At 69.5% G+C, this 25,747-nt stretch carries 24 protein-coding genes; 9 read left to right on the top strand and 15 right to left on the bottom strand.

All coding sequences use genetic code 11. The features are described 5' to 3' along the window. The first annotated feature begins 13 nt into the window (after nucleotides 1–13). Nucleotides 14–544 carry an LppU/SCO3897 family protein gene (locus tag ACWEOI_RS02190; RefSeq protein WP_433670427.1) on the top strand — a complete coding sequence of 177 codons (531 nt, stop codon included), beginning with the start codon at nucleotides 14–16 and terminating at the stop codon, nucleotides 542–544. A 74-nt stretch (nucleotides 545–618) separates the two neighbouring features. Here the strand turns inward: ACWEOI_RS02190 and ACWEOI_RS02185 are convergent, their stop codons facing one another. The 4 genes from ACWEOI_RS02185 to ACWEOI_RS02170 form a co-directional block, all read right to left on the bottom strand. Beyond that, nucleotides 619–2,979, bottom strand: a complete 2,361-nt coding sequence (locus ACWEOI_RS02185) for a helicase-associated domain-containing protein (RefSeq protein ID WP_452358737.1) — start codon at nucleotides 2,977–2,979, stop codon at nucleotides 619–621. Between the two features lie 137 nt (nucleotides 2,980–3,116). Then, complete coding sequence (locus tag ACWEOI_RS02180) at nucleotides 3,117–3,311, bottom strand: hypothetical protein (protein ID WP_452358736.1); 195 nt, start codon at nucleotides 3,309–3,311, stop codon at nucleotides 3,117–3,119. A gap of 149 nt (nucleotides 3,312–3,460) precedes the next feature. Continuing rightward, on the bottom strand, nucleotides 3,461–4,093 hold the full coding sequence (locus ACWEOI_RS02175) for a resuscitation-promoting factor Rpf1 domain-containing protein (protein ID WP_433670433.1): 633 nt from the start codon (nucleotides 4,091–4,093) through the stop codon (nucleotides 3,461–3,463). Between the two features lie 390 nt (nucleotides 4,094–4,483). Further along, on the bottom strand, nucleotides 4,484–4,714 hold the full coding sequence (locus tag ACWEOI_RS02170; protein WP_433670435.1) for a hypothetical protein: 231 nt from the start codon (nucleotides 4,712–4,714) through the stop codon (nucleotides 4,484–4,486). Between the two features lie 137 nt (nucleotides 4,715–4,851). Between ACWEOI_RS02170 and ACWEOI_RS02165 the strand changes: the two genes are divergently transcribed. Next, the gene (locus tag ACWEOI_RS02165; RefSeq protein WP_357282822.1) at nucleotides 4,852–5,292 is read left to right on the top strand and encodes a cold-shock protein; all 441 of its coding nucleotides are present in this window, start codon (nucleotides 4,852–4,854) and stop codon (nucleotides 5,290–5,292) included. Between the two features lie 97 nt (nucleotides 5,293–5,389). Here the strand turns inward: ACWEOI_RS02165 and ACWEOI_RS02160 are convergent, their stop codons facing one another. The 3 genes from ACWEOI_RS02160 to ACWEOI_RS02150 form a co-directional block, all read right to left on the bottom strand. Continuing rightward, the gene (locus ACWEOI_RS02160; RefSeq protein ID WP_433670437.1) at nucleotides 5,390–5,983 is read right to left on the bottom strand and encodes a DUF2771 family protein; all 594 of its coding nucleotides are present in this window, start codon (nucleotides 5,981–5,983) and stop codon (nucleotides 5,390–5,392) included. Further along, nucleotides 5,980–7,683, bottom strand: coding sequence for an MFS transporter (locus tag ACWEOI_RS02155; protein WP_433673227.1), 1,704 nt, complete (start codon nucleotides 7,681–7,683; stop codon nucleotides 5,980–5,982). The genes ACWEOI_RS02160 and ACWEOI_RS02155 overlap by 4 nt, the downstream gene beginning before the upstream one ends. A gap of 462 nt (nucleotides 7,684–8,145) precedes the next feature. Then, nucleotides 8,146–8,940: a glutaminyl-peptide cyclotransferase gene (locus ACWEOI_RS02150; protein WP_452358735.1), complete on the bottom strand. Its 795-nt coding sequence runs from the start codon at nucleotides 8,938–8,940 to the stop codon at nucleotides 8,146–8,148. Nucleotides 8,941–8,957: 17 nt separating this feature from the next. Between ACWEOI_RS02150 and ACWEOI_RS02145 the strand changes: the two genes are divergently transcribed. Next, complete coding sequence (locus ACWEOI_RS02145; RefSeq protein WP_452358734.1) at nucleotides 8,958–10,103, top strand: DUF3027 domain-containing protein; 1,146 nt, start codon at nucleotides 8,958–8,960, stop codon at nucleotides 10,101–10,103. A 120-nt stretch (nucleotides 10,104–10,223) separates the two neighbouring features. Continuing rightward, complete coding sequence (locus tag ACWEOI_RS02140; RefSeq protein ID WP_452358733.1) at nucleotides 10,224–13,457, top strand: sacsin N-terminal ATP-binding-like domain-containing protein; 3,234 nt, start codon at nucleotides 10,224–10,226, stop codon at nucleotides 13,455–13,457. 57 nt (nucleotides 13,458–13,514) lie between these two features. Here the strand turns inward: ACWEOI_RS02140 and ACWEOI_RS02135 are convergent, their stop codons facing one another. Next, nucleotides 13,515–14,129 carry a TetR family transcriptional regulator gene (locus ACWEOI_RS02135; protein ID WP_433670445.1) on the bottom strand — a complete coding sequence of 205 codons (615 nt, stop codon included), beginning with the start codon at nucleotides 14,127–14,129 and terminating at the stop codon, nucleotides 13,515–13,517. A gap of 111 nt (nucleotides 14,130–14,240) precedes the next feature. Beyond that, the gene (locus ACWEOI_RS02130; RefSeq protein ID WP_379272159.1) at nucleotides 14,241–14,483 is read right to left on the bottom strand and encodes a DUF2530 domain-containing protein; all 243 of its coding nucleotides are present in this window, start codon (nucleotides 14,481–14,483) and stop codon (nucleotides 14,241–14,243) included. 109 nt (nucleotides 14,484–14,592) lie between these two features. Between ACWEOI_RS02130 and ACWEOI_RS02125 the strand changes: the two genes are divergently transcribed. Next, nucleotides 14,593–15,030 carry a MarR family winged helix-turn-helix transcriptional regulator gene (locus tag ACWEOI_RS02125; RefSeq protein ID WP_357089467.1) on the top strand — a complete coding sequence of 146 codons (438 nt, stop codon included), beginning with the start codon at nucleotides 14,593–14,595 and terminating at the stop codon, nucleotides 15,028–15,030. A gap of 32 nt (nucleotides 15,031–15,062) precedes the next feature. Here the strand turns inward: ACWEOI_RS02125 and ACWEOI_RS02120 are convergent, their stop codons facing one another. Then, on the bottom strand, nucleotides 15,063–15,461 hold the full coding sequence (locus ACWEOI_RS02120) for a YccF domain-containing protein (protein WP_387300377.1): 399 nt from the start codon (nucleotides 15,459–15,461) through the stop codon (nucleotides 15,063–15,065). Between the two features lie 195 nt (nucleotides 15,462–15,656). On the opposite strand from ACWEOI_RS02120, the gene ACWEOI_RS02115 reads away from it, so the two are divergent. Further along, the gene (locus ACWEOI_RS02115; RefSeq protein WP_452358732.1) at nucleotides 15,657–17,327 is read left to right on the top strand and encodes a hypothetical protein; all 1,671 of its coding nucleotides are present in this window, start codon (nucleotides 15,657–15,659) and stop codon (nucleotides 17,325–17,327) included. An 86-nt stretch (nucleotides 17,328–17,413) separates the two neighbouring features. Here ACWEOI_RS02115 and ACWEOI_RS02110 read toward each other — a convergent pair whose 3' ends face one another. The 4 genes from ACWEOI_RS02110 to pdxH form a co-directional block, all read right to left on the bottom strand. Further along, entirely contained in the window at nucleotides 17,414–18,619 is a 1,206-nt protein-coding gene (locus ACWEOI_RS02110) for a GNAT family N-acetyltransferase (RefSeq protein ID WP_452358731.1), read from the bottom strand. Nucleotides 18,620–18,852: 233 nt separating this feature from the next. Continuing rightward, the gene (locus ACWEOI_RS02105; RefSeq protein ID WP_433670452.1) at nucleotides 18,853–20,166 is read right to left on the bottom strand and encodes a citrate synthase; all 1,314 of its coding nucleotides are present in this window, start codon (nucleotides 20,164–20,166) and stop codon (nucleotides 18,853–18,855) included. A 186-nt stretch (nucleotides 20,167–20,352) separates the two neighbouring features. Beyond that, a complete protein-coding gene (locus ACWEOI_RS02100; protein WP_433670454.1) occupies nucleotides 20,353–21,636 on the bottom strand; it encodes an MFS transporter in 1,284 nt (427 codons plus the stop codon). Between the two features lie 73 nt (nucleotides 21,637–21,709). Next, entirely contained in the window at nucleotides 21,710–22,435 is a 726-nt protein-coding gene (gene pdxH / locus ACWEOI_RS02095) for a pyridoxamine 5'-phosphate oxidase (RefSeq protein WP_452358730.1), read from the bottom strand. Nucleotides 22,436–22,535: 100 nt separating this feature from the next. Here pdxH and ACWEOI_RS02090 point away from each other — a divergent pair, with 100 nt between their 5' ends. Further along, entirely contained in the window at nucleotides 22,536–23,675 is a 1,140-nt protein-coding gene (locus tag ACWEOI_RS02090; protein ID WP_433670458.1) for a citrate synthase 2, read from the top strand. A 60-nt stretch (nucleotides 23,676–23,735) separates the two neighbouring features. Here the strand turns inward: ACWEOI_RS02090 and ACWEOI_RS02085 are convergent, their stop codons facing one another. Further along, a complete protein-coding gene (locus ACWEOI_RS02085; RefSeq protein WP_452358729.1) occupies nucleotides 23,736–24,497 on the bottom strand; it encodes an RDD family protein in 762 nt (253 codons plus the stop codon). A gap of 67 nt (nucleotides 24,498–24,564) precedes the next feature. Between ACWEOI_RS02085 and ACWEOI_RS02080 the strand changes: the two genes are divergently transcribed. Together ACWEOI_RS02080 and ACWEOI_RS02075 are read left to right on the top strand one after the other, a co-directional pair. After that, on the top strand, nucleotides 24,565–24,813 hold the full coding sequence (locus ACWEOI_RS02080; protein WP_452358728.1) for a DUF1272 domain-containing protein: 249 nt from the start codon (nucleotides 24,565–24,567) through the stop codon (nucleotides 24,811–24,813). A gap of 44 nt (nucleotides 24,814–24,857) precedes the next feature. Then, nucleotides 24,858–25,727, top strand: coding sequence for a polysaccharide deacetylase family protein (locus tag ACWEOI_RS02075; protein WP_452358727.1), 870 nt, complete (start codon nucleotides 24,858–24,860; stop codon nucleotides 25,725–25,727). Nucleotides 25,728–25,747 lie beyond the last annotated feature (20 nt).

Below are 25,747 nucleotides of genomic sequence, written 5' to 3'. Positions count from 1 at the left end.
AAGGTTTTCGCTAGTGAAGCTCGCAGGAACGAGGCCGTTGGTGCGCCTGGTGCTCGCCCTCGTGGCGGTGGCCGTGGCCGTATTCGCCGTTTCCGGCTGTTCGGCGCTCCAGAACGCCAGCAAGTCCGACACCGCCAAGTCCAAGGTCGGTGACTGCATCAATGTGATCGAGGGCTCCGCCACCGACTCCAAGACCGCGCCCGTCGACTGCTCCGACCAGAAGGCGGTCTACAAGGTCGCCGCGGTCGCGGACAAGAAGACCGACTGCAAGGAAGAGCAGACCTCCTACGAGGAGACCCTCAACGGCGGCACCACGGCCTTCCTGTGCCTGAGCCCCAACTTCAAGAAGGGCTCCTGCTACAACGAGAGCCAGACCACCGGCTACAAGTTCGTGGCGTGCACGGCTCCGGAAGCCTCGTTCAAGGTGATCGACCGGATCGACGGCCAGGCCGACGAATTCGCCTGCGACCCGAGCACCGCGATCGGGTTCCGCATCGTCCCCGATCCGAAGACCACCTTCTGCCTAGGCAACCCCAAGGGGTAAACCCAGGTCTCGGGACCAAGAATCAGCCCGGTACTCGTCGGCATCACCAATGCCGTTCGGGCGCCGGGCTTTTCCTATTCGACCAAGGCGACCGAGGCGATGCGGTGCAGGGTGAAGTGGCGGACCGCGCCCGTGACCGGGTCCAGGGCGTCGAGTTGCCCGCCGCCGACCTTGAGGGGTTCGACCACGCGCTGTGAGGCGACGCCTTGGGCGTCCACGTAGCCGATGTGGACGCGGCGGCGGGTGCGGGCGGCCAGCTGGAGCAGGTTGAGGGTGGCCTGGGTGCTGGTGCGGGAGCCGTCGGAGCGAACCGTCTGCCCGGCACGGGCATTCGCGGCGCGCTCGCTCGCGCGCAGCTCGGCCACCAGGGACCGCAGCTGGTCGGTGCTGGGCGGGTTGGGCCGCCAGTTCGGGTGCGGGCGCTGCCGGGCCGGCAGGCGCGCGCCGCGCGGCCGCAGGTCCACGATGGCGCCCGCGGAATCCTCGCCCGCGGGGCTGAATCCGGCGGCGCGCAAGCGTTCCAGCACCTCGCCCAGCGGGGCCTGGGAGATGGCGACCGTCGGGGCCACCGCGCGCAGGGCCAGTTCCCCGGCGACGGGCGCGGCCAGCACCTCGGCGAGCAGCGTGGGGTCGTCGCTGCGCACGAAACTCTGGGCCATGCCCGCGCGCAGGCGGCCGTGGCGGCGGGCCACATCGTCGATGAGATAGGTCAGCGACTGCGGGACCGGGGTGCGGGAGTGGGTGGTGAACAGGTGGTGCAGTTCGGCGGACGTGGCCCCGGCGTCCAGGGCGCGGCGCACCGAGGTCTCGCTGATCCGGTACACCGTGGCCGCGCCCGCCGATTCGACGTCGGCGACCATGGCGATCCGGTCCTGCAGTTCGGGCACCAGCGGGCCGGGCGCGATGACCGTCAGATCCGCCTGCACCAGCACGTGATCCACCGGTTCGGGCAGCGCGATCGCCATCTCCGATTCGGCGTCCTCGGGACTGCCGTGCAGCAGGGCGCGCCCCGCGGAGGTGACCGCGCCGCGCGCCAGCAGTCCGAGCGCCTCGGCCTCGGCGAGGGTGGCGCGCACCGCCTCCAGCCGGTAGTGGCGGCGCCGGCGCGGTTCCCGCCAGGCCAGGATGCGACCCAGGTCGGCGGCGGAAACCTCGGTGCCGGGCGGGAATTCGGCCAGCAGGCCCAGGACGGCGTGCCGGTCGCGGACCGCGTACACGGTGCGCAGCTCCGCCGAGAGCGCCGCCAGGGGTTTGTCGTTGGCGTCGCGCAGCCCGATCATCCACGGCAGCCGGTCCAGTTCCAGCCAGGCCTGCGCCAGCACCGCCCAGCGGCGCGACGGCACCACGGCGAGCCAGGCGTCGGAGGTGGTGGTCGGCGTCCAGAAGTCGTCGGCGCCGTCGCCGTCGGGCGCGGGTTCGGGGGTGCCCTTGTCGATCAGGCGGGCGGCGGCCAGGATCTCGGCGAGCAGGCCGAGCCGGTCCTCGTCGATGCCGGTCTGCTTGGCGACCCGGCGCAGCTCGCGGACCCCGAGGCCGCCCGAGCGCAGTATCGGGGCGGGTGCGCGGCCGAGCACCTCCAGCACGGAGGCGCTGTGCCGCAACAGTTCCCCCGCCTCGCCCGCGGCCACCGCGTTGATGTCGGCGGGGGCGTGCTTGGTGGTGTCGGGGTGCGGGGCCGCGAGCGCGTGCGGATCGGTGACCGGTTCGTTGCGCAGCACCTGCCCGACCGAGACCGGCAGCTCCACGGTCTCCTCGTCGATCCAGTTGAGCAGCCGCTGCGCCAGCAGCCGCTGGACCGGACGGTCGTCGGGGGTGCCGGGCGCGGCGTCGCGGGTGCGGCCGCGCGGGCCGGTGCCCGCCAGCTTCTCCAGCAGCGCGCGTTCCTGCGGCGTGGCCGCGGCCAGGGCGGCGGTGATCTCGGGCTCGGTGAGCGAGTCCGGCAATTCTGTGGTGCTGCCCAGCGGCCAGGGCAGGGCCTCCTGCGCGGCCGGTGACACCCGCAGGGCGGTGTCGGGGCCCCAGACCAGGGCGCGGGCGCGCAGCTTGGCCAGCGCGGCGTTCACGGGGGCGGCGGGCACCCGGTCCGAGAGCAGCTTGCGCAGCGTCTTGGCGGGCAGGGGAGCGCCGTGGCGGCCGTCCCCGGCTCCTTGCACCACAAGGGTTTCGATGACGGCGAAGTCGAGGGTGTTCAGCTCGTCGCCCGCGCGCAGCACCGAGGCACGCTGCTCGGTGCGGGCGGCCAGCACGGCCATCGAGGCGGGCAGCGGGACGGCCAGGTCGGGGCGCAGTTCCAGCAGCGTCACGAGTTCGTCGTCGCCGCGCTTGGAGAGCCACTCGGCCAGCGTCGGATCCGTGGATTTGGCGGATTTCGCGGGCTTGGCCGTGGAATCGGCGGGCGCGTCCGGGTCGCCCGCCGGGGTGGGGGTTTCGGTCACTTCACCCGATCCGTCGGGGAGTGCGGGCGCGGTTCAGCGACCGCCGCGGCCACCAGGCGGTAGACAGGGCCTGGAGTCGTACGCGGCGGTCGCCCGGGAACGAGCGCCGTCAACCGCATATCGGTCGGTACGACGGATCAGCGGTTGACGATGGTGTGCGGGTGCACGTAGGGCAGCTGCTCGACCGGCAGCGGGAACTCCGTGTCCTCGCCGTAGGGGGAGAGTCCACCGGAGCGGGTCGAGGAGAGCTCGGTGACCGCGTGATCGCCGTTGGTCTCCGGCCAGCCGTTGTCCACATAGGGTTTGTTCGATTTGTTCACCACGTCGCTCATTCTGGCACGAGCACCCCGGGGCCGCCCTCCCCGGCACCCGGAAGTTCGCGCCCGTCATGGCGTTCCACCAGCAACCTCGGGCCGAAACGCACGAATGCCCCGCATCGCCATTGATGCGGGGCATTCGGGAGCAGGGAACAGGGGGCTGCCTACTGCGGCAGCAGGCCCTTGTTCGCCTGGAAGAAGTTCACGACGCCCGGATCGAGCTGGGTTCCATTGGCCTTGGTGGCGTTGAGGAAATCCAGTGCGGGCTGCGGGATCTGAATGCCCTGCTGCTGGGCGACCGCGATGGCGCGGTCGACGGCCTGGAAGACTTCCTGCGTGCCGTTGGTGGCGCCGCCGGGGCCGGCCTGCTGCGGAGCCCACTGCGGGACGTCGGACGCGGCGGGCGCGGGGGCCGTACGCGGGGTGGCGGAGCTGGAGAGGCCGAGACTCGAGGAGCAGCCGGGCCATGCGCCCCAACCCTGCGTGGCGAGGACCTTCTCGGCGACCGCGATCTGCTGTTCACGGCTGGCCTGGTTGGCGGTCGCGGCGTACTCGCCGCCGCCGTGGGCGGTCCAGGTGCCGGGGGAGAACTGCAGTCCGCCCTGGAAACCGTTGCCGGTGTTGATGCCCCAGTTACCGCCGGCTTCGCACTGTGCGAGCTTGTCCCAGTCGGAGTCGGGTGCCGCGCTGGCGTTTCCTGCCATGGCCACTCCGGCGCCGCCGAGAGCGATGCCGGTCAGGGCAACCTTGGCGACAGTGCGGCCGGTGTTGGTCGGCTTGCGATGGCGTCCACTCATTTTCGGGTCTTTCCTCTCGTACGCGCCTGCGAGACCGACTACCGGGGTCGGACTGAGAGGTCGTCCGGCCCGGCGCACTGGCTGTGCGCTATGCCTCGTCTTCGCCCCTTGTTCCAGTTGGGGGTCCGTACCCGCGGGGCGAAGTTCGGTGCGGCGGGCCGGTGGCGCCGGGCTGACCCGGCGGGGAGAACATTACGACGCCCGCCGCGAAAAATCACCATTTGATAACCGTCGTGTCCGGCGGGTCATTTACCGGCGCAACGGCTTCCATCGGGCGTCTGTGCTGGTGGTCACGGCGAGTCTCGGCCGATAGGGGTCTGTCACCACTCCGTGACCGTCTCGTTATGTGACGAAGATCACAGGCATGGCCGGGTAACGAACTGGGCAATCTCAGCGCGTCCGGCGCCCCGACCACAGCGCGTAGACGATCGACAGCAGGAAGCCCAGCGGCGCGCACATGGCGAGCAGGTACAGCCACACCCCCGGCTTCGAATCGGTCAGCAGCCCGATGCCGAAGATGGCGAAGACCGCCAGCAATCCGATCGCGAACAGTCCCATGGCGATGTAGAGCAGCCAGCTCGCGGAACGGCGAGGGGCCTGCTCGGAAGAAGTGTCGGACACCTCAAGACCGTAAAACTGATGTGCTCGGGCTATTCGCACCGGGGTAGACTCGGAGTTCAGTCGCGTCCTGCATAGCTGTGTGGGGCGCGTTCTTTTGCCCGGTTGCTCCGGGCTGGAATGACGAACGGGTGAGCGCAGTGCCGACCGGCAAGGTGAAGTGGTACGACGTCGAAAAGGGCTTCGGCTTCCTGTCCCAGGATGAGGGAGAAGACGTCTATGTTCGATCGTCGGCGCTGCCCGATGGTGTCGAGGCCCTGAAGCCGGGTCAGCGCGTCGAGTTCGGGATGGCCGCGGGTCGCCGTGGCCCGCAGGCGCTTTCGCTGAAGCTGCTGGAGACCCCCACCCTGCGCGAGGAGCGCGGCGGCCGGGGCGAGCGCGGTGGCCGCGGCGGCCGCACCGACGGCGCCCCCGTCAACCGGAAGTCGCCGGACGAGCTGCACGGCCTCATCGAAGACATGATCACGCTGCTGGAGACCAAGGTGCAGCCGGACCTGCGTCGCGGCAAGTACCCGGACCGCAAGACCGCCCAGCGCATCGCCGAAGTGGTGCGCGGCGTGGCGCGCGAGCTCGACCACTAGGTCGCACGCGCTCGAAACGGCAATCGGGCCCCGGTGATTCGATCACCGGGGCCCGATTCACGTTGGGGCGGACCCGGTTTCCCGGATCCGGCCGAGATCAGCTGAACAGCGCGGGATCGAACGCGGGGGTGTGCACCGCCCAGATGCCGCGGGAGATGACGCCCTCGTTGCCGGCCTCGTCGCGCGCCGGAATGGGCAGGTGCAGCTCCATGATGGCCAGCTTCACGCCCTCGTTGGCGGGGGTCTTGATGGTCAGCGTGCGCGGCTTGTCCCACTTGGAGTCCTGGTCGCGCTCCGGCTTGCCGGACAGCTTCCACGGCTCCTTGTAGGTGAGGATCTCCGCGTCGGCCTTGTTGTTCGGCAGGCGGTAGCCGATCAGCAGCTCCCACGGGGAGTCGACGATCTCCTTGGGCAGCGACAGCTGGATGGTGGAGCCGGGCGGCACGTCGAGGTCGGAGACCGCCTCGGTGGTGTTGCACTTGCCCATCGAGAGGCGTTCCTTGGAGATCTCGAGGTCGCAGTACAGGAAGGGCTCGACCGTCACGGACTTGCCGTGCGCGTACGCGGTGATCGCGGGCTCGGACTTGTCGGTGTGGCGGGCGATGACCACGATCGCGGCGAAGTAGGCCACGGCCACCACGGCTAGAACCGCCAGCAGAGCGATGATCGTGCGGGCTTTGGGTTGGCTCACCGGGTTTCCTGTCCGTTACTGGGTGGGTTCCCCGCGCCGTGCGCACCGGGGATCTCCTGCTTGGCGTGCTGAGGTCGGTTACCGCCCAAACCGGGCAGCAGCGAATGACCACGGTAGCTGACCACGGTCTGGATCAAGCCCAGCGCCATGATGACCGAGACCACGGCGAACCCCTTCCACCACATGGTCGGCATCCACAGGGTGGGCAGCAGGACGCCCAGCGCGCCGCCGAAGACCCACGCCAGCTGCAGGACGGTCTCGGAGCGGCCGAAACCGGACGCGACCGATTCCGGGGGCAGGTCGTCCTGGATAGAAGCGTCCAGTGACACCTTGGCCAGCGCGCTCGCGCCCGCCGCGATCAGCGTGGCGAGCGCCGCGCCCAGCAGGCTGTCCAGGACCGCCGCGGCGACGGCGGCGGTGACGCAGGCGACGGTGCAGATCAGCACGATCAGCTGGGGGCGGCCGAGTTTCATGCGGGCGCCCGTCGCATTGCCCGCGAAATTGCCGATGGCCGCGGCCGCGCCGACGATGCCCAGCATGGCGATCTGCTGCACGCCGTGCTTGTCGGTGGCCTTGACCACGAACGCCACATAGAAGGTGAGGAAGCCGGTCAGCACCCGCACCGTGCTGTTGCCCCACAGGCCGGTCACCACCGAACGGCCCAGCGGCTGACGGCGTTTGGTGGGCGGCACGTCCCCGGCCCGGCTCGGGTCCAGCACCTCGGTGCGGGAGTCGTCGCCGTGGTAGCCGAGGGTGGCCGGCACCTCGCCCTCGGTGTTCTCCACCCAGGCCGGGATGCGCAGGCTCAGGAACATGCCGGCGGCGGCCAGCGCGGCCGCGAACAGCAGCGCGCCGGTCGAGCCGGTCACCTTGGCGATCAGCGCGGCCACGCCGCCCGCGCACAGGGTGCCGCCGACCAGTCCGAAGACGGTGAGGCGAGAGTTGGTGCGCACCAGGTCGATTCCCGGCGGCAGCACGCGCGGGGTGACCGCGGACTTCAGCACCGAGAACGACTTGCTGAGCACCATCATGCACAGGGCCAGCGGGTACAGCGCCCAGTTGTCGATATTGAAGATCAGCAATCCGGCCACCAGCACGCGGATCGCGAACGAACCCGCCAGCGCGATCCGGCGGCCGTGCTGCAGGCGGTCCAGCATCGGGCCGATCACCGGTGCGATGACCGCGAACGGGGCGATGGTGATCACCAGGTACAGCGCCACCTTGGTGACCGACTCCGCGGTCGCGCTGGCGAAGAACAACGTATTGGCCAGGGCCACCGCGATGGCGGCGTCGGTCGCGAAGTTCGCCATGGTGGCGTACACGAGCGCGGTGAGGCCGGACTCCTCCGCGCCGTCGGCCTTGGCGGCGCGCTGGAAGGTCGCGAAACCGCTCTGCGTCAGTTCGATGCTGCGGCGTGCCGCGACCCGGGTGACGGTCAGCTTCCGGGGCGGCTTGTGCAGCCCGCCGCTGTCGTGGGCGTCCGGGTTGTCACCGGCTGAAAGCTGCTGCGTATGAGCCGTTTCCGAGGATTCGGCGGCGGTGTCGCGGCCCTCGGGTCCGAGCGCGCTTGTCGGTTTCGGGTCGTGACGGTGCGGCGTGTGCCCGCGCGGGGGCGAGCTCTCGGGCTCCGGGGCGTGTCCCGAGGCGGCGTCGTAGCGCACGCGCCGGGTGGTGTTGAAGTCGTGCGGCTGCTGCCACATCTCCGGCTCGTCCCCGGTTCCCCGGGACGGCTGGGTCTCGTAGGGCCGGGTCGGCGGGTTGTCACCGGAATCGGACTTGGCGTGGCGGCGCTGCGCCCAGCGTGAGGTCCGGGCCTCCGATTCGCGCGGTGCGTCGCCGCCGCGGTCGCGCGCGGGTTCGCTGCGCACCCCCGAGGACGGTTCGGCGGGTCGGATGGGTGCGCGCCGGGTGAGGAATTCCGGCACGTCGTCCTGGTCGCGCGGCGGCGCGGGCCGCCGCCCGGCGCGGTTCGCGGGCGGATAGCGGTCGTACCCCGGATGCCGTTCGATCATGGGTGAGTCCTCGTCGCCCCAGCGACCGGGATCGGCACCGGGGTCACGGGGGGCAGTCACGCCCCCAATTCTTGCAGTGCCGTCGGCGTGCGGCTGCACTACCGCCGGTGTGGGACGCCACAAGTTGGAGAGACCGGTCGTTTTGGCGGGTCAGGCGGGAACGAAACGGACTTCGTAGGCGGTGGGCCACTTCTTGCCGGTGAGCAGGAAGCGATCGGTGCCGGGCAGATGGGCGATGCCATTGAGCACGTCCGTGTCGGGGGTGCGGGCGCTGCCGGGCAGCAGACCGGAGGCGTCGATGCTCGCCAGCACGTCACCGGTGTCGGGGTCGATGCGCAGGATGGTGTCGGTGGCCCAGGTGTTGGCGTAGACGGAACCGTCCGGGGCGCAATCCAGTTCGTTGAGGTGAGCGTTCTCGTGGCTGGTGAGCGTGACGGTCCCGGTGACGGCGAAGGTCCGGGGATCGCGGAAGGTCAGGGTGGAACTCCCATTGCTCATGACCACGCGATCACCGCGTGTGCACAGGCCCCAGCCCTCGCCGTCGAAGCGGGCGGTGCGGATCTCGGTCAGGGTGGCGGGGTTTCGGGCGATGGCGAGCCCGTCCTTCCAGGTGAGCTGCCAGAGCAGGTCCCCGGCGCGGGTGATGCCCTCGCCGAAGAGCGGGGCGGGCAGCTCGGCGCGGGCGAGTTCGGCCCCGGTGTTCAGGTCGGTGGACACGACGGACGAGTGGCCGGAGAGTCCGGTGCCCTCATAAAGAACCGAACCGTCTGCTTCCAATCCCTCGGTGAACGCGCCCGGGTCGTGCGGCCGTGTCGCGACCACTTCGACACGCCACTTCGGCGTGTTGTCGGTGCTGGTGCAGCCGGTGATGGTCCCGGCCAGGGCCAGGGCCGTGGACAGCGTGATCGTGGCGGCCGCTACCGGTGCACGGCGTTTGCGCTCCATACGGCAAAATGTAGGGCGTGAGCGCGGTTGGAGTTTCGGAGTCCGGTGTGCGGCCGATCCTGGCGGAGGCGGTCCAGCTGGCCCGCCGTGCGCTGCTGGATCTGGAGCCGGTCGGCGTGGGCGCGCATCTGGGCGTGACGGGCGAGGACGAATCCTCGGCCACCCATCACTTCGAGGCCACCCTGCCCGGCTATCACGGCTGGCAGTGGGCGGTCGTGGTGGCGGCCCCGCCGGAGGCGACGGTCGCCACCGTCAGCGAGTCGGCCCTGCTGCCGGGTCCGGACGCCCTGGTGGCGCCCGACTTCATCCCGTGGGATCAGCGCATCCGCCCCGGCGATCTCGCCCCCGGCGACCTGCTGGCCCCGCGCGCGAACGACCCGCGCCTGGTGCCCGGCTACGTCGCCACCGGTGACCCGGCCGTCGACGAGGTCGCGCTCGAGATCGGCCTCGGCCGCACCCGGGTGCTGTCCCGCGAGGGCCGCGAGGAGGCCGCCGACCGCTGGTTCTCCGAATTCGGCCCCGACACCGACATGGCCCGTTCCGCGCCGTCCACCTGCGGCCTTTGCGGCTTCTACGTCCCGCTCGCCGGTTCCCTGCGCGCCGCCTTCGGCGTGTGCGGCAATGCCATGGGCGCCGACGGGCGTGTCGTGCACGTGGCCTACGGCTGCGGCGCGCACTCGGACGTGGAACTGCCCACCGGCAACGGCTCCCCGCTGTACGAGGCGTACGACGACGCCGCCGTGGAACTGATCCCGCTCGCCGAACTCCGCCCGGAAACCGCCGCCGCGGCGGACGAATCCGGCGCGACCGAGGGTGCGGAAAACACTGCGGCCGAAGCCGAATCGGGCGCTGCCGCCGAGTCGGAGAACGCCGCCGCAGGCGAGACCGCGGCGGCTGACGACGCCGACGCCGAGGCGAGCGCCGCCGAAACGCAGACCCCGACCGAGTCCGCCGATGTGGCGGCCGGTGTGGTGGACGCCGATGTCGAGGTGACCGAGGTCTCCGTCGCGGAGGGCGAGACCGCCGCGACGGGGGAGACCGAGGCCGAGCAGGCCGATCCCGGCGTGTTCGAGTCGGCCGATCCGGACGCGGTGTACGACGACGCGTGGGCGGTGACCGCGGTGTCGGTGGAACCCGAGACCGGGTCGGCGGAGTCGCGCTGAGCCCGGTCGCGGAAGTTCCCGGCAGCGCTGGATTTCGGTGGATCGCGCCGGATCCTGTGTAATACCCCGGATGCTTGGCCTTGGCGTGCCAACAACCGCTTTCGGGAAAGGGCGTAGCGCGTGGTCGCGACCGAATTCGAGGATCCGTTCGGCACGGCGGAATTGCGCGCCGGAGTGGTGGCCGCCTGGCGCGGCTCGCCCACCCGGTTGCGCGAGGACGCCGCCACCGAGGCGGATCTGGTGCGGGCCGGATACCGGGACCGGCTGCTGACCGAGCTGGCTCAGAACGCCGCCGACGCGGCGGTGAAGGCCGGGGTGCCCGGCCGGATCGCGGTATGGCTGGACGGCCGTACCCTGCACATCGCCAACAGCGGTGCGCCGCTGGACGTCTCGGGCGTGCACGCGCTGACCGCCCTGCGCGCCTCCGGGAAGACCGAGGGCGCGGCCGTCGGGCAGTTCGGGGTGGGTTTCACCGCGGTGCTGACCGTGTCCGACGAGGTGGAGTTCCGGTCGACCAGCGGGTCGGTGCGGTTCTCCCGGGGCGAGACCTGGGCGCTGCTCGGCGTGCAGGGCATCGAGATCCCGGAGCAGTCCGGCGATTTCGAGCCGCCCGCGTTGCGCCTGGCCTGGGCCATCGCCGAGCGGCCCGCGGACGGCTTCGACAGCGAGATCGTGCTGCGCCTGCGCGAATCGGTGGACCCGGTCGAGCTGCTCGCCGAGATGCGCGCCGAGGCTCCCGACCTGCTGCTGGAACTGCCCGCCCTGACCAGCATTCGCATCGGCGACGACGAGATCGCGAGCACCCGGCGCGAACTGGAGGGCGGCCTCACCGAACTCACGGTCACCGGGCCGAATTCCGATGAGCGCCTGTGGTGGCAGTACCGCACCGAGCGCGCCCGCTGGCTGCTCCCGGTACGCGACGGCCGCCCGGTCGCCACCCGCCCGGACGTGCTGCGCGCCCCCACCCGCTCGGACGAGGAACTCTCGCTCCCCGCGGTCCTCATCGCCGACATCCCCATGCAGCCCGACCGCCGCCGCCTGCTCCCGAGCGCCCGCCCGGCCGAGCTCGCGACCGACTACGCCGCCTTCGCGCGCGCCCTCCCGCCCCGCGACCGGCTGGTCCTGGTCCCCACCCCGGGCTTCGCCCGCAGTGAGACCGACGCCGTCCTGCGCGAAGCCCTCATCGCCGAGCTCCGCGACAACGAGTGGCTGCCGGTCCTCACCGTCCACCAGGATGCCGAACCCGCGCTCGCCCCAGCGGATTTCGATGCGGCGCTCCTCGAACCCACGCTTGCTCCACAACCGGCCGAGGCCTCGGAACCCAGCGCTTCCGCCCCGGCACCGGTGGCGAGCCCCGATGCCCCCGTGCCGTCGGCCAAGCCGCGCGCCGCGCGCCCCGCCGAGCCGGAGACGCTGCCGCTGTGGGACCTGCCCGAGGACGAATCGTCTTCGGACGCCGTCGAACCCCATGACGCCATCGGCCCGCACGATGTGGTGGCCGGTTACGGCGCGGCCGAGTCCGGCGATCTGGCCGCCGCCGCGGATCTGGCCCGAGCCGCCGACCTGGCCGGGGTCGAGGACCTGACCGCGTCCACCGGCGCGGCCGAATTCGACCTCGGCGGGCTGGGGATCGCTGTGGATGAATCTCATCCGGCCGGAATTCCGGCGGCCGGGGAGGTCCGGATCGGTGTGGCCTCGCCTCGCCGGGCCGGCGTCTTCACCGGCGTGACCACGGAATTGGCGGATCTGCTGGCGGAGATGACCGGACCGCTGGTGATTCCGGAGCTGTCGGGCCGCCTGTTCACGGACGCGCTGGCGGCCCTGGATGTGCACCGGATCGGCCTGGCCCGGATCGCGGAGCTGTCCGGCGGCCTGGAACGCGAACCGCGGTGGTGGTATTCGCTGTACGACGCCCTGGAGTCGTTCGCGGTGGATCCGCTGTCGGTGGAGGAGCTGGGCGCGCTGGCGGTGCCGCTGGTGGACGGCCGGCTGGTGACGGGTCCGCGCACGGTGGTGTTGGATGCCCGTCTGGAGCAGGCGATTCCGGTGCACTGGGCGCGGTTGGCGCATCCGGAGGCGGCGCATGAGCTGCTGGGCCGCCTGGGCGCGCGTCCGGCCACGCCGGAGGATCTGCTGAACGATCCGGGCCTGCAGGCGGTGCTGGAGGACGATCCCAGCGATCCCGACACCGTGGACGCGGTGCTGGGTCTGGCCGCGCATTCCCTGGCCGCGCCGGGCGCGTTGCCGTCCTGGCTCGGCTTGATCGAATTGCCGGACGTGGACGGCGAATTGACGCCCGCCGACGAACTGCTCCTGCCGGGCGCGCCGCTGGACCGGGTGCTGGTCGCGGATTCGCCGTTCTCCACCGTGGATTCCGCGGTCCTGGAGCGCTACGGCTCGGAAGCTTTGCGCGCCATCGGCGTCGGCTGGGGTTTCACCCTGGTCGCCGAGTCCGATCCGACCGGCCCCGACCATCACCTCGACGACGAGGAGACCTGGTGGGAGAGCCTGGTCGAGGATCCGTCCGAACTGGTGGCGGTCCGCGACCTGGACCTGGTGGACGACGCCGAATGGCCGGAGGCCCTGCGCCTGCTGCTGGCCGAGGAGAGCACCCGCCGCCTGGTCGCCGACCGTGACGGCTACACCGCGTGGTGGCTGCGGCATCACGCGCACATCGACGGCATTCCGCTGGGCCTGCTGCGCCATCCGGACGACACCTTGTTCGCGGGCCTGCTCCCGCAGCTGCCGGGCTTCGGCGCCCAGGACCTGGCGGTGCTGCGCAGTGTTCTCGCCGATCCGGAGGTGCTGACGCCCGCGCTCGCCGAGGAGCTGCTCGACGCGCTGGCCGATCCGGCGAGAGTGCCTACGCCCGAATCGATTTCGCAGACCTACCGGCGTTTGGCGGAGGCGCTGGACGCGGGCCGGCTGGACACCGAGGACCTGGTGCTGCCGGGTCAGGTGCGCGCGCTGAGCGGGGAGGTGATTCCGGCCGCCGACGCGCTGGTGCTGGATCGCCCGTGGTTCGGTCCGGCGCTGCCCGCGGATCGCCTGGTGGTCGGGGACATGGCGTGCGCGCGTCCGCTGGCCACCCTGCTGGATCTGCCGCTGGCCTCGGAGGCGGTGACGGCGGAGGTGGTGAGCACGGGTCGCGAGACCAGCTGGACCGCGGATCCGCTGGGCGTGCTGTTGCGCCTGCAGTTCGATATGCCGCTTCCGGCAGGCGATCTGGTGGTGCACGACGAATTGCGGGTCCGGTTGACCGGCGCGTTCGAGGCCACGGTCGAGGTGGCGTGGTGGCGCGAGGGCGATGTCACCCATGTGCAGGGGCAGCCGCAGAACTTCTCGCGTCGCTGAGATCGGGTCCGGCGCGGGCGATCACGCTGCCCGCGCCGGAGGAGAAGGGGGGTCGGGTCAGGCCGCGTGGGCTGCCACGGTGGTGGCGAGGACGTCCAGTTGGTCACGGACGGCGGCGCTGTCGTTGTCGACCAGCCAGCGCAGCACGATGCCGTCGATGGTGGCGAGGATGAAGCGGGACAGGGTGCCGACCGGAACGGTCCACTGGCAGTCGGTGGCTTCGCGCGCGTGCTCGAAGATATCGGCGACCGTGGAGTCGTTGAAGGTGTACTGCTCGCGGGCGATGGCCAGTTTGGCGGGGGTCTGTTCCCCTTCGCGTAGCGCGTAGGTGGTGGTCTCGTAGGTGAGTAGTTGTCGTTCCGGGGTGGCTTCGATGTTGAGCCACATGAGTTCCAGGCCGGCACGCACCAATTGCTGAAACGCGGCTTTTCCGGTTCCGACGTCCTGCCATACGGTTTCGTTGGCGTCGACGGAATCACGCAATTCCATCGAAAGCGCCTTGACCAGCTCGGTCATCAGCTGATCTTTGTTTTCGAAACAGTAATGCACCACACCGAGGGAAACACCGGCTGCCTGCGCGACATCGCGGGTGGTAACCCCGGCCACGCCCTTTTTTTCGGCAAGGCCGATGGCTGCCTCGATAAGGTGGGCCCGTCGTTCTTCGACGCTCAATCGGGAGGACACTCCAGGGAGTTAAGCCTCCGAGGCGCGTGCAGTCAATTCGCGGGCTACACAAGTTTGCTTGGCATGCCTGTTGGTCAGATGACCAGTCGCTTCCCTGTGCTAATCCAGACCGCGTTGTGCGCCTTTATCACCCCGACGCGCACTCCGCCGCTGAATCGCGAAGATGGTGTAGCCCAGCAGTCCGACGCCCAATCCCATCAGGCACACCGGACGCGCGGTCGCCCACGCGTCGTTCAGCCACACCGCGACCGTCGCGATCAGGAAACCGATGGCGCCCACCAGGAGTACGGGACGCGGATCGGTGAAGCGCGGCGGAATCTCCGGGACGGTCGGCGGGGTCACCCCCTCAGACTAGAGGGCGCGAGCCGTTCCGGTGGCGCGCCGGTGCGCTCGGCGCTGGACCAGGCGAACCGGCGACCCCCGCGCGGGCGTTCCCGTATCGTTTGCCTCTGTGACAACGCCTTCCGACATTCGAGCGCTCGCCGGTGAACTCTCGCTGGCGGTGGTGCGCTTGACTCGGCATCTGCGAGGCCGGCGGGCCGATGCCCAGATTTCGCTGACGCAGCTGTCCGCGCTCGCCACGCTGAATCGGGAGGGCGCCATGACGCCGGGCGCGCTGGCCGCCAAGGAGCGGGTGCAGCCGCCGTCGATGACCCGGGTCATCGCCTCGCTGTCGGAAATGGATCTGGTGGAACGCAATCCGCACCCCACCGACGGACGGCAGATCATCGTGTCGCTGTCGGACGCGGGCCGGGCCTTGATAGCGGACGAGAATCAGGCCCGCGAGGCGTGGATGACCGATCAGCTCTCGCAGCTGACGCCCAGCCAGGTCGGCGTGCTCCGCGAAGCGGTCGGCATCATGAAGCAGATCGTCGACGAGTCGGAGTAAGGCGTACCGATTCGCCGGGGCGCCTCGCCGTCCTAGTAGCCGAAACGTCGGTCGCTGTCGACGATTTCGCGGCCCAGGGGGAACAGCGATACCGGGATCAGCTTGAGATTCGCCCAGGCGAACGGGATTCCGATGATGGTGACCGCGAGCGCGATGCTGGTCATCAGGTGCCCCAGCGCCAGCCACCACCCGGCCACCACGATCCACACGATATTGCCGAGCATCGATCCCACACCCGCGTCCGGCTTCTCCACCGCTTCGCGGCCGAAGGGCCAGAGCACGAAATAGGCGATGCGGAACGAGGCGATTCCCCAGGGGATGGTGATGATCAGGATGCAGCAGATCAGCCCGGCGATCACATAGCCGATGGCCATCCAGAACCCGACCAGCACGAGCCACAGGATGTTCAGGATCAACTGGATCGGTTTCACGGTTCCAGCATGCCAGCGGGCACGGGCCCGCACCACCGGGAAAACCCTGACTGATCGGTGGTGGCCCTGTCCGGTAACGGGTGAAACCCGGTGGATTTCCCGATTGGTGAATCAGCTCACTGCTAATCTCACGCTATCCAAGATCTAGCCAGTTCCAGATGCTGTCTCGATATTCGGAGAAAGCGTGGGCATACTTTGAGCAACATTAAACGACTATCGGTAGGCCTGACCGCGCTGGCCCTTGTCGCAACGGGCGGCCTGGCCGCGTGCAGTAGCGGCAATTCCTCGGGTTCGGCAGCGAACTCCACCGCGAGATCGGAGCCCGGCTCGGCCGGCTCGGGCCCCGCGCGCAATCCGTATCTGGCCGCCGACCACTACGCCATCACCCACCTGGATTCCGCGCAGTCCGACAGTTTCCCGGACCCGATTCCGCGCGGCACCTTCCATATCGACCCGAAGGCCATGCCGCGGGTGCCGGTCGGCCCGGTGAGCATCATGACCCTGGCCTCCACCTCGGACAAATACCGCTGGATCTCCTCGACCCAGGGCGTCCGCTACGTCGACGTCTCCGACGGCGGCTTCAAGGAGATCGCGGCCCTGGACACCCCGGGCATCGCATCGATCAGCCCGCAGGCCCTGGACCAGGTGCTGGACCAGAACTTCACCGACGCCGGGCAGATCCAGAACGCCATCGCCCAGGACTGGGGCGGCGCGAACTGGACCCGCATCGCCAATGGCGTCTACGGCCTGGTCGACAAGGACAACCGGGTCTACTTCAACACCTTCGACTCGCAGCTGTTCATCTTCGCGCTGAAGAACAAGGACAAGCCCGAGGACGGCATCGAGGTCGTCAAGCACATCGACCTGAAGCAGTACCTGGGCACCGGGACCACCTCGCTGGGCATGCCGGAGAACATCGTCGGCGTCTCCATGACCTACGACGGCCACGTGATCGTGGCGTCCTCGCGCGGCCTGCTGGCCTTCGACCGCGACCTGGCGGGCACGCCCCAGCAGGTGCGCTTCGGCAGCGACGAGACCGTGTCGAACTCCATGGCCAATGACGAGGACGGCGGCATCTACATCGCCAGCGACAAGATCATGCGCAAGGTGGTGTGGACCGGCAGCAAGCTCTCCACCGAGGAGAGCGACGGCGCGTGGTCCTCGCCCTACGACTTCGGCCGCCAGCCCCCGGCGGTGAAGTTCGGCATCGGCACCGGATCCACGCCGACCCTGATGGGCTACGGCAAGGACAACGACGAACTGGTCGTGATCACCGACGGCGCGGACCACATGAAGCTGGTCGCGTTCTGGCGCAACAAGATTCCCGAGGGCTTCGCCCAGAAGCCCGGCGCCGAGTCGAACCGGATCGCCGACCAGATCGAGGTGACCGCCGGTCTGACCGATCCGAAGCCGGAGTTCATCCAGTCCGAGCAGTCCGTGGTGGTCAACGGGTACGGCGCGTTCGTGGTGCAGAACATCGGTTCCGGCGGCGAACCCGATCGCCTGGTGGACGTGCTCTCCAACGGCCCGGTCGACGCGCCGCCGCACGGCATGCAGCGCTTCGAATGGGATCCGAAGGCGGACAAGTGGAATTCGGTGTGGGAGCGCGGTGACGTGGTCTCGACCTCCATGGTTCCGGCCACCTCGACCACGACCGGGATGGTCTTCGTCAACGGCTACAGCAAGGCCGACGGCTGGGAGGTGACCGGCCTGGACTGGAAGACCGGGGAGACGGTGCACCGCACCATCTTCGGGCAGTCCAACCTCGGCAACGGCGCCTACGCCATCGTGGAGGGCTTCCCCAACGGCGATCTGCTGTTCAACAGCGTCGGCGGACCGTTCCGCGCGAAGATCGCCGGTCGGTAGAGCATTCGGCCTCGTCCCAGGGCCGGGTGGGAGTCAGTGGCCGGGCCGCACCCTCGGGTGTGGCCCGGCCACTGCCCGTTCCGGGCTCAGAAGAACCAGCCCAGCTCGGCCTCCCGCTCGGCGGTGAACGCCTCGTCGAAGGCCCGCAGCACCGTCGCGTCCTTGGCCTGGATCCGGTTGGCGGCGGCATAGACCCGGGCCCGGTAGCCGCCGAAGTAGAGGCTGCCGAGCACGTCGATGCCGAGTTCCAGATCCGGGGCGCGATCGGTGGGCGCGCACTCGGCGATCCCGTCGCGCACCCGCAGCGCGAAGGTGCCGCCCGCGTCGCGGAACGGATCGTCCACGGCCAGCACCACATCCAGGTCCCGCTGATACGTGCGCGCGGTCAGCGCGCCGGGCACGTCCATGAGGCGGGTCCACAGCGTGTCGTGGCGGCCGACGACCTCGATCAGACGCGGATCGGTGACCAGGAAGGGGAGCGGATCCCCGTCGTAGGTGCTCGCTCTGATGTCGTGCACCAGGTCCATGCTCAACAGCACCCGCCACAGCGCGATGTGGGCTTCCGGTGTGACGGTGCGCATTTCGCGGATGGTGGCGGTGTTCTTGTAGTCGTGCCAGGAGCGGCGCAGGATGGCGTACCCGTCCGGGTGGATCAGGAAGAACTGCGGCGCGCCGTCCTCGTTCTGCACCGCTTCGGCGAAGAACCGCTGCTGCCACCGGGCTTCGGGACGCACCTGCGCACCGGGCGTGAGTCGTCGCCAGCGGTCGTAGATCTCGGGCAGGACCTGCTCCGCCTCGGCCAGGGCCGCGACCCGCACGCCGCCGGGATCCGGTGTGGTGGGCCGGAATTCGGCGGTGCGCCCGCGAATCGAGAGGTCGATCTCCTGGATCGAGGGCCCGTAGCCGAAGCGGCCGTAGATGCCGCCCTCGCTGACGGTGAAGATGGTGAGCGGCAGGCCCTCGGCCTCGATGCGCTCGTGCAGCGCGGTGTAGAGCGCCCGCAGAATGCCGCGCCGCCGATGCGTGGGCGCGACCGCGACGCCGGTGACGCCACTGGCCTGGACGGTGCGTGGGCCCGGCACCGTGACGGTCATGACGCGGTCGTTGACGTGCCCGACGAGACGATCGCCGTCGACGGCGACCAGGGCTCGTTCGGTGGGGAAGACCTGCGGCCCGAACTCGACGTCCGCCGGACCGCCACGCATGCCGAAGCCCATGTCCATCAGCTGGACGAGTTCCGGCCGTTCCTCAGCTCGTGCCGAACGCACGGTAATGCCATTCGTCGATGCCATTCCCCGAAGATCCCAGGATTTCCGGTTCCCCGCATCCGATTTCTTCGGGGGCCAGCTGCCGCCCCCGCCGCGGCAGCTGACCCCCGTGAGAACAAGAGTGCCGCCCCACGCCAGCGAGATCCTTAACAAGTCCTTGTCAACGACAGGTCGTCGGCAACGAGAAATCCCCGCCGCCACGAGGTGTGACGACGGGGATTTCCCGGGAAAAGCGTTCGGGCCCAGGGCCCGAGGGATCAACGGCCGTTGATCTCCACGTAGTCGCGCTCGCCGTAGCCGGTGTAGATCTGGCGCGGACGGCCGATCTTCAGCGGCTCGCTGTGCATCTCGCGCCAGTGGGCGATCCAGCCCGGCAGGCGGCCCATGGCGAACAGCACGGTGAACATGCGGGTCGGGAAGCCCATGGCCCGGTAGATGACGCCGGTGTAGAAGTCGACGTTCGGGTACAGGCGACGCTCGATGAAGTACTCGTCGGTCAGCGCGGCCTCTTCGAGCGCCTTGGCGATGTCGAGCAGCTGGTCGTCGCCGCCGATCTTGGCCAGGATGCCGTCCGCGACCTGCTTGACCAGCGTCGCGCGCGGGTCGTAGTTGCGGTAGACGCGGTGCCCGAAGCCCATGAGCTTCACGCCGTCTTCCTTGTTCTTGACCTTGCGGACGAACTCCTTGACGTCGCCGCCATTGGCCTTGATGTCGTCGAGCATCTCCAGCACGGCCTGGTTGGCGCCGCCGTGCAGCGGGCCCCAGAGCGCGTTGATGCCGCCGGACACCGAGGTGAACAGGTTGGCGTCGGACGAACCGACCAGGCGCACGGTCGAAGTCGAGCAGTTCTGCTCGTGGTCGGCGTGCAGGACCAGCAGCATGTCCAGCGCGGCGGCGATCTCCGGGTCGACCTCGTAGGGCTCGGCCGGGAAGCCGAAGGTCATCCGCAGGAAGTTCTCCACCAGCGACAGCGAGTTGTCCGGGTACAGGAACGGCTGGCCGACCGACTTCTTGTACGCGTAGGCCGCGATGGTCGGCAGCTTGGCGAGTAGTCGGATGGTGGACAGCTCGACCTGCTCGGGGTCGCGCGGGTCCAGCGAGTCCTGGTAGTACGCCGACAGCGCGTTGACCGCCGACGACAGCACCGGCATCGGGTGCGCGTTGCGCGGGAAGCCGTCGAAGAACCGCTTCAGGTCCTCGTGCAGCAGGGTGTGCCGGCGGATCCGGTCGGTGAAGTCGTCGAGCTGCGTCGGGGTCGGCAGCTCGCCGTAGATGAGCAGGTAGCTGACCTCGATGAAGGTCGCCTTGCCCGCGAGCTGCTCGATCGGGTACCCGCGGTAGCGCAGGATGCCCGCCTCGCCGTCGATGTAGGTGATGGCCGACTTGGTCGACGCGGTGTTCATGAAGCCGGGGTCGTAGGTCGTGTACCCGGTGCTGGCGAGCAGCTTGCCCAGGTCGATCCCGTCATTACCCTCGACAGCCTTGGCGACGGTCATCGGGTACTCGCCGCCCGGGTATTGCAGTACCGGCTTGGCGTCGTCGTCGACGTTGATGATGTTCTCAGCGGGCACGGAAGGATCCCTCTCAGGCTTGAAACCGTAGGCATCGACGCGGGTGACACACGATGCGCTTGTACTCAACGCTAGCCGCTGTCCACTACGCCCGAGTAATGAGGGTGTCCCTTGACTACCTCACAGTCACGTCGTTCGCAGGTGAGGCGAGCGGCGGTCATGTGCTATGCGCATGAACGCCGGACCTCAGGCGACCGGCACCTCCGAATGGGCACGTGCCACCCGGTATCGCACGAACGCGGGAAATGCCACGACGGCCAGCATCATGCCGACCACGACGAGCACGCCGCCGCCCGCGGCGGTCGCCGCGGTACCCACCGCCGCTGCCGCGAAACCGTGCGCAACATCACCGACGCGCGGTCCACCCGCCACGACAACGATGAACACGCCCTGCAACCGCCCGCGCATCTCGTCGGTCGCCACCGACTGCAGCATGGTGGTGCGCAAAGCCGCCGAGAACATGTCGACCGCGCCGCCGAAGGCCAGGCAGGCCAGCGCGATCCAGAGCGCCAGGGTCATGCTCAGCCCGTGCCCGACCAGGCCTACGGCCAGGCCGAACCCGACCATGCCCAGACCCCACAGCACGATGCAGACCACCACGGCCAGGCCCTGCCGCCGCACCCGCGACAGCCAGCCGGAGAACACCCCGCCCAGCACCGCGCCCACCGACATGGCCGCGAACAGCAGCCCCAGAGCCGTTCCGCCCGAAGCGGAGTCGCCGAAGCTGTCCTGGGCGATCTGCGGGAACAGGGCGCGCGGCATGCCGAACACCATGGCCACCACGTCCACCGCGAAGGAGGCCAGCAGGATGCGCTGGGTGGCCAGATAGGCGAAGCCGTCGAATACCTCGCGCAGTCCGGCCCGGCGGGCTTCGCCGTGCGGCGGGATGGGCGGCAGCTTCCAGGTGGCCCACAGCGTGGCCAGCAGCGCGATGGCGTCCAGCAGGTACAGCGTGGACAGGCCCGCGAGCGGAATCAGCATGCCCGCCAGCACCGGTCCGGCGATGGCGCCGAACTGCATGACGGTCATGCTCAGCGAGTTCGCCGCGGGCAGCTGCTCGGGCGGCAGCAGGCGCGGGTAGATGGCGCTGCGGGCGGGCTGGTTCATGGCGAAGAACGCCTGCTGCGCCGCGAACAGGATCAGCACCAGCCACACATTGTTCAGTCCCGCCGCGGCCTGCGCCCAGAAGGCGAGGGCGGTCAGGCCGGTGCCCGCGGAGGTGACGAGCAGCATCTTGCGGCGGTCCATGGCGTCGGCGAGCGCGCCGCCCCAGAGTCCGAAGACGATGAGCGGGACGAGGCCGAACAGTCCGGCCAGGCCGACGTAGGAGGAACTGTGGGTGATGTCGTAGAGCTGTTTGGGGACGGCTACGACGGACAGCTGCGCGCCGATCACGGTGACGATGCCGGTGGTCCAGAGCCTCCGGTAGTCGGGATTCCGTAATGGAGTTATGTCGGCGAGCAGCTTCACCGACTTATTTTGGACCGATCATCCCATCATTTGAACGTGAGATATCCAACTCTTTCGGGGCCTTGCCGGGGCATCAGGGTTGGAGGCGTTCGACTTTCATGGCCGACACGTCCGAATTGCCCGGTTCCATGGTCACCCGGATGCGGTTGTGCATGCGGCTGCGACGGCCCTGCCAGAACTCGACGGTCTCCGGCCGGATCTGGAAACCGCCCCAGAACGGCGGCACCGGAATGTCGTCCACCTCGGCGAACCGGGCCTCGGTCGCGGCCATGCGCTCATCCAGCTCGGCCCGCGAGGCGATGGTCCGCGACTGCTCCGACGCCCACGCACCCAGTCGGGAGCCACGCGGCCGGGACTGCCAGTACACCTCGGTGGCCTCGGCGGGCACCCGCAGCACCGGGCCGCGCACCGTCACCTGCCGCCCCATCGCCTGCCAGACGAATGTGGCCGACGCGTAGGCGGTTTGGGTCAGCTGACGGCCCTTGAACGAGTCGTAATTCGTGTAAAAAGTCACACCCTCGGGAGAAAGCCCCTTGCACAGGACGGTTCGCGACGACGGCCGCGGACCGGTCTCGGCGATCTCGACGGTGCTCAGCACCATCGAGTTCGCGTCGGTCAGGCCCGCGCTGGTGGCGTCCTCGATCCAATTGCGCAGCAACGGCTCCCAGCCCTCGGCCAGCCAGGTCTCGTCCAGGTCGGTATCGCGGGGCGGATGGTTGTCGCCCTGATCGACTCCGTACTCGACGCGCAAGGCCGCGAGATCGAGGTCGGATGTCGCGAATTTCTCCTGGTCAACCATGGGCCAGACGTTACTCCGGAGTAATGCGGGGGTTAAGCTCCAGGTGATCGGCGTGGCTGCTCAGGGATCGGGCAGCCCGACATGCAAGGAGAGTCACAACATGACTGCCAGCGCTGCGGTACCCAATGTCGTCCCCGACGGCTTCGTGAGCGGTCTCGAAGGCGTGGTGGCCTTCACCACCGATATCGCCGAACCGGACAAGGACGGCGGTGCGCTCCGGTACCGCGGCGTCGACATCGAGGACCTGGTCGGTAACCGGGTCACCTTCGGTGATGTCTGGGCCCTGCTCGTGGACGGCGAATTCGGCCGCGGCCTACCGCCCGCCGAACCGTTCCCGCTCCCCATCCATACCGGCGACGTCCGCGTCGACGTGCAGGCCGGTCTGGCCATGCTGGCCCCGATCTGGGGTTACGAGCCGCTGCTCGACATCGACGACGACACCGCCCGCGAGAACCTCGCCCGGGCCTCGGTCATGGCGCTGTCCTATGTCGCCCAGTCGGCGCGCGGCATCTACCAGCCCGCCGTGCCACAGTCGAAGATCGACGAATCGGCCACCATCACCGAGCGGTTCATGACCCGCTGGAAGGGTGACCCGGACCCGCGCCACACCGAGGCCATCGACGCCTACTGGGTGTCCGCCGCCGAGCACGGCATGAACGCCTCCACCTTCACCGCCCGGGTCATCGCCTCCACCGGCGCCGACGTGGCGGCTTCGCTGTCCGGCGCCATCGGCGCCATGTCCGGCCCGCTGCACGGCGGCGCCCCGGCCCGCGTGCTCCCGATGATCGAAGAGGTCGAGAAGTCCGGCGACGCACGGGCTCTGGTCAAGGGCATCCTGGACCGCAAGGAAAAGCTGATGGGCTTCGGCCACCGCGTCTACCGCGCCGAGGACCCGCGCGCCCGCGTGCTGCGCGCCACCGCCCAGCGCCTGGACGCCCCGCGCTTCGAGGTCGCCGCCGCGCTGGAGCAGGCCGCCCTGGCCGAGCTGCGCGAGCGTCGCCCCGACCGCGCCATCGAGACCAATGTCGAGTTCTGGGCCGCCGTGATCCTGGACTTCGCCGAGGTCCCGGCGCACATGATGCCCGCCATGTTCACCTGTGGCCGCACCGCCGGCTGGTGTGCCCACATCCTGGAGCAGAAGCAGCTCGGCAAGCTGGTCCGCCCGGCCGCCATCTACACCGGCCCGGCCCCGCGCAAGCCGGAGACCGTCACCGGCTGGAACCTGGTGTCGCACAAGTAGAGTGCGCTGAACGAACAATGGCCCGCGGCGAGAATTCGCCGCGGGCCATTGTTCTTCGTCCTACGCCTTGACGACGATCGTCCCCACGATCTTGTCGCTCAGGGTCTGCTTCTTCTCATCCCAGAGCGGCCACAGCCAGCCGAGGTAGCAGGCCAGACTGTTCACATTTCCGGCGAAGTAGCGCACGATGGCCATGCCGAAACCGATTGGCTGGCGGGTCGATTCGCGGATCACGCGAATGCCGAGCGCCCGCTTGCCGACCGTCTGGCCGGTCGTGCCCTCCTGGTAGGCGAAGTACAGCGCGGTGCCGATGGCCGCCACCAAGCCGATCAGGGCGCAGATGATGCCCAGGGCGTTCATGGACCCGGCGTCACACCGGGTGTAGCCCGAGTACTGGCTGGTCGTGCAGGTGGGCTCGGAGGTGCCCACGGTGTTGGCGAGGATCGTCAGCAGCAGGAACGGGCCTCCGATGATCAGCCCGTCCAGCAGGCGTGCGCCCGCGCGTGCGCCCCAGCCCGCATACTCCGCTCCGAACCCCCCGAACGGAGCGTAGCCGGGCTGAGGTGCACCGAACGCGGGTTGCGGTGCGCCATAGGGTGACTGGGGAGCGCCGTACGCCGGCTGCTGCGGTGCGCCGTAGCCGGGCTGGGGCGCGCCGTACGCGGGTTGCGGTGCGCCGTACGCGGGTTGCGGTGCGCCGTAACCCGGCGGCGGGGCCGCGTAACCGGGCTGGGGCGCACCGTAGCCCGGGGCGGGCTGATCGGCGGGCGGGTAGCCGTACCCCGGCTGCTGTTGCGGGTACGGGTTGTTCGGGTAAGTCAATGCGTTTCCTTGCAAAAGGGTTGATTCGGACAGGCAGGCTACAGTCTGGGGCACTCGGGCCTTCGATATGAAAAGGAAATCGATCACACTCGCGCACGGGGGACCGGAAGCGCGCGGACGAGGAGACCGGATGGCGCTGGAAATGCGGACACGCTGTGAACGATGCGAGATTGCCCATTTACCTGCTGAGGGTCCGGCGCTGATCTGCAGCTACGAGTGCACCTTCTGTGAATCGTGTGGTCGAACAATGGATTACGTATGCCCCAACTGCGGTGGCGAATTGGTTGCCAGACCGCGAAGGCGGCGAGAATCCTGATTCAGACCGTAGATTGCGCGCCGGGATTCACATAACCTGCTCCGGTGCTCGACGCAGGACTGTCCAGGCGCGGCTTCTTCGCCGCGGGCGCGGCGCTGGCCGCGGGCCTCGCCACCGCCGGATGCGGTGTGGCGAACGGCAACTCGTCCGACCGCATCCTCGATCCACCGCGTGGCGCCGCCGATCCGGCCTCCGCGCCGGCCCGGCTACCCGTCTCCACGGTGTCCCCGGACGCCGTCGCGGCCAAGTACGCGGGCCGCACCCCGAAGGCCTGGGGTGTCGACGTCGACGGCATCCTGACCGGCTTCAACCCCACCGGCAAGCAGTTCGCCGTCACCTTCGACGCCTGCGGCGGCCCCGGCAACAACGACATCGACGAGAACCTGCTCGCCTTCCTGCAGGCCCAGCAGATCCCGGCCACCCTGTTCCTGAACAAGCGCTGGATCGACGCCAACCCGGCCCGCGCCGGGCAGCTGGCCGCCAACCCGCTGTTCGAGATCGGCAATCACGGCACCGCGCACTGCCCGCTCTCGGTGAACGGCCGCGCCGCCTACGAGATCAAGGGCACCGCCTCCGCGCAGGCCGCGGTGGACGAGGTGTGGGGCAACCACCAGCGCATCGCCGCCCTGACCGGGCACGGGCCGCGGTTCTTCCGCGCCGGCACCGCCCACTACGACGAGGTGGCGGTGTCGATCGTGCAGGACCTGGGGGAGACCCCGGTCGGATATACGGTGAACGCGGACTTCGGCGCGACCGCCTCGGCCGCGCAGGTGCAGTCGGCGATGTCGGGAGCCAAGTCCGGCGGCATCTCCCTGGCCCACATGCATCGGCCCAAGTCGGGCACCGGTCCGGGCATGCTGGCCGCGCTCCCGGCGCTGAAGGCCAACGGCTTCCAATTCGTGCATCTGCCCTAGTACTTCGACCCGCCTCCGGC

The organism is Nocardia sp. NPDC004340, assembly GCF_053602575.1.
This window is presented reverse-complemented; position numbering and strand designations above follow the sequence as displayed.

Coding starts and splice junctions, on each gene's coding strand:
- ACWEOI_RS02180 (WP_452358736.1), bottom strand. CDS start 3,311: ATGAGCGACGTGGTGAACAAATCGAACAAACCCTATGTGGACAACGGC.
- ACWEOI_RS02175 (WP_433670433.1), bottom strand. CDS start 4,093: ATGAGTGGACGCCATCGCAAGCCGACCAACACCGGCCGCACTGTCGCC.
- ACWEOI_RS02155 (WP_433673227.1), bottom strand. CDS start 7,683: ATGTGGCAGCAGCCGCACGACTTCAACACCACCCGGCGCGTGCGCTAC.
- ACWEOI_RS02150 (WP_452358735.1), bottom strand. CDS start 8,940: ATGGAGCGCAAACGCCGTGCACCGGTAGCGGCCGCCACGATCACGCTG.
- ACWEOI_RS02110 (WP_452358731.1), bottom strand. CDS start 18,619: ATGGCATCGACGAATGGCATTACCGTGCGTTCGGCACGAGCTGAGGAA.
- pdxH (WP_452358730.1), bottom strand. CDS start 22,435: ATGGTTGACCAGGAGAAATTCGCGACATCCGACCTCGATCTCGCGGCC.
- ACWEOI_RS02090 (WP_433670458.1), top strand. CDS start 22,536: ATGACTGCCAGCGCTGCGGTACCCAATGTCGTCCCCGACGGCTTCGTG.
- ACWEOI_RS02080 (WP_452358728.1), top strand. CDS start 24,565: ATGAAAAGGAAATCGATCACACTCGCGCACGGGGGACCGGAAGCGCGC.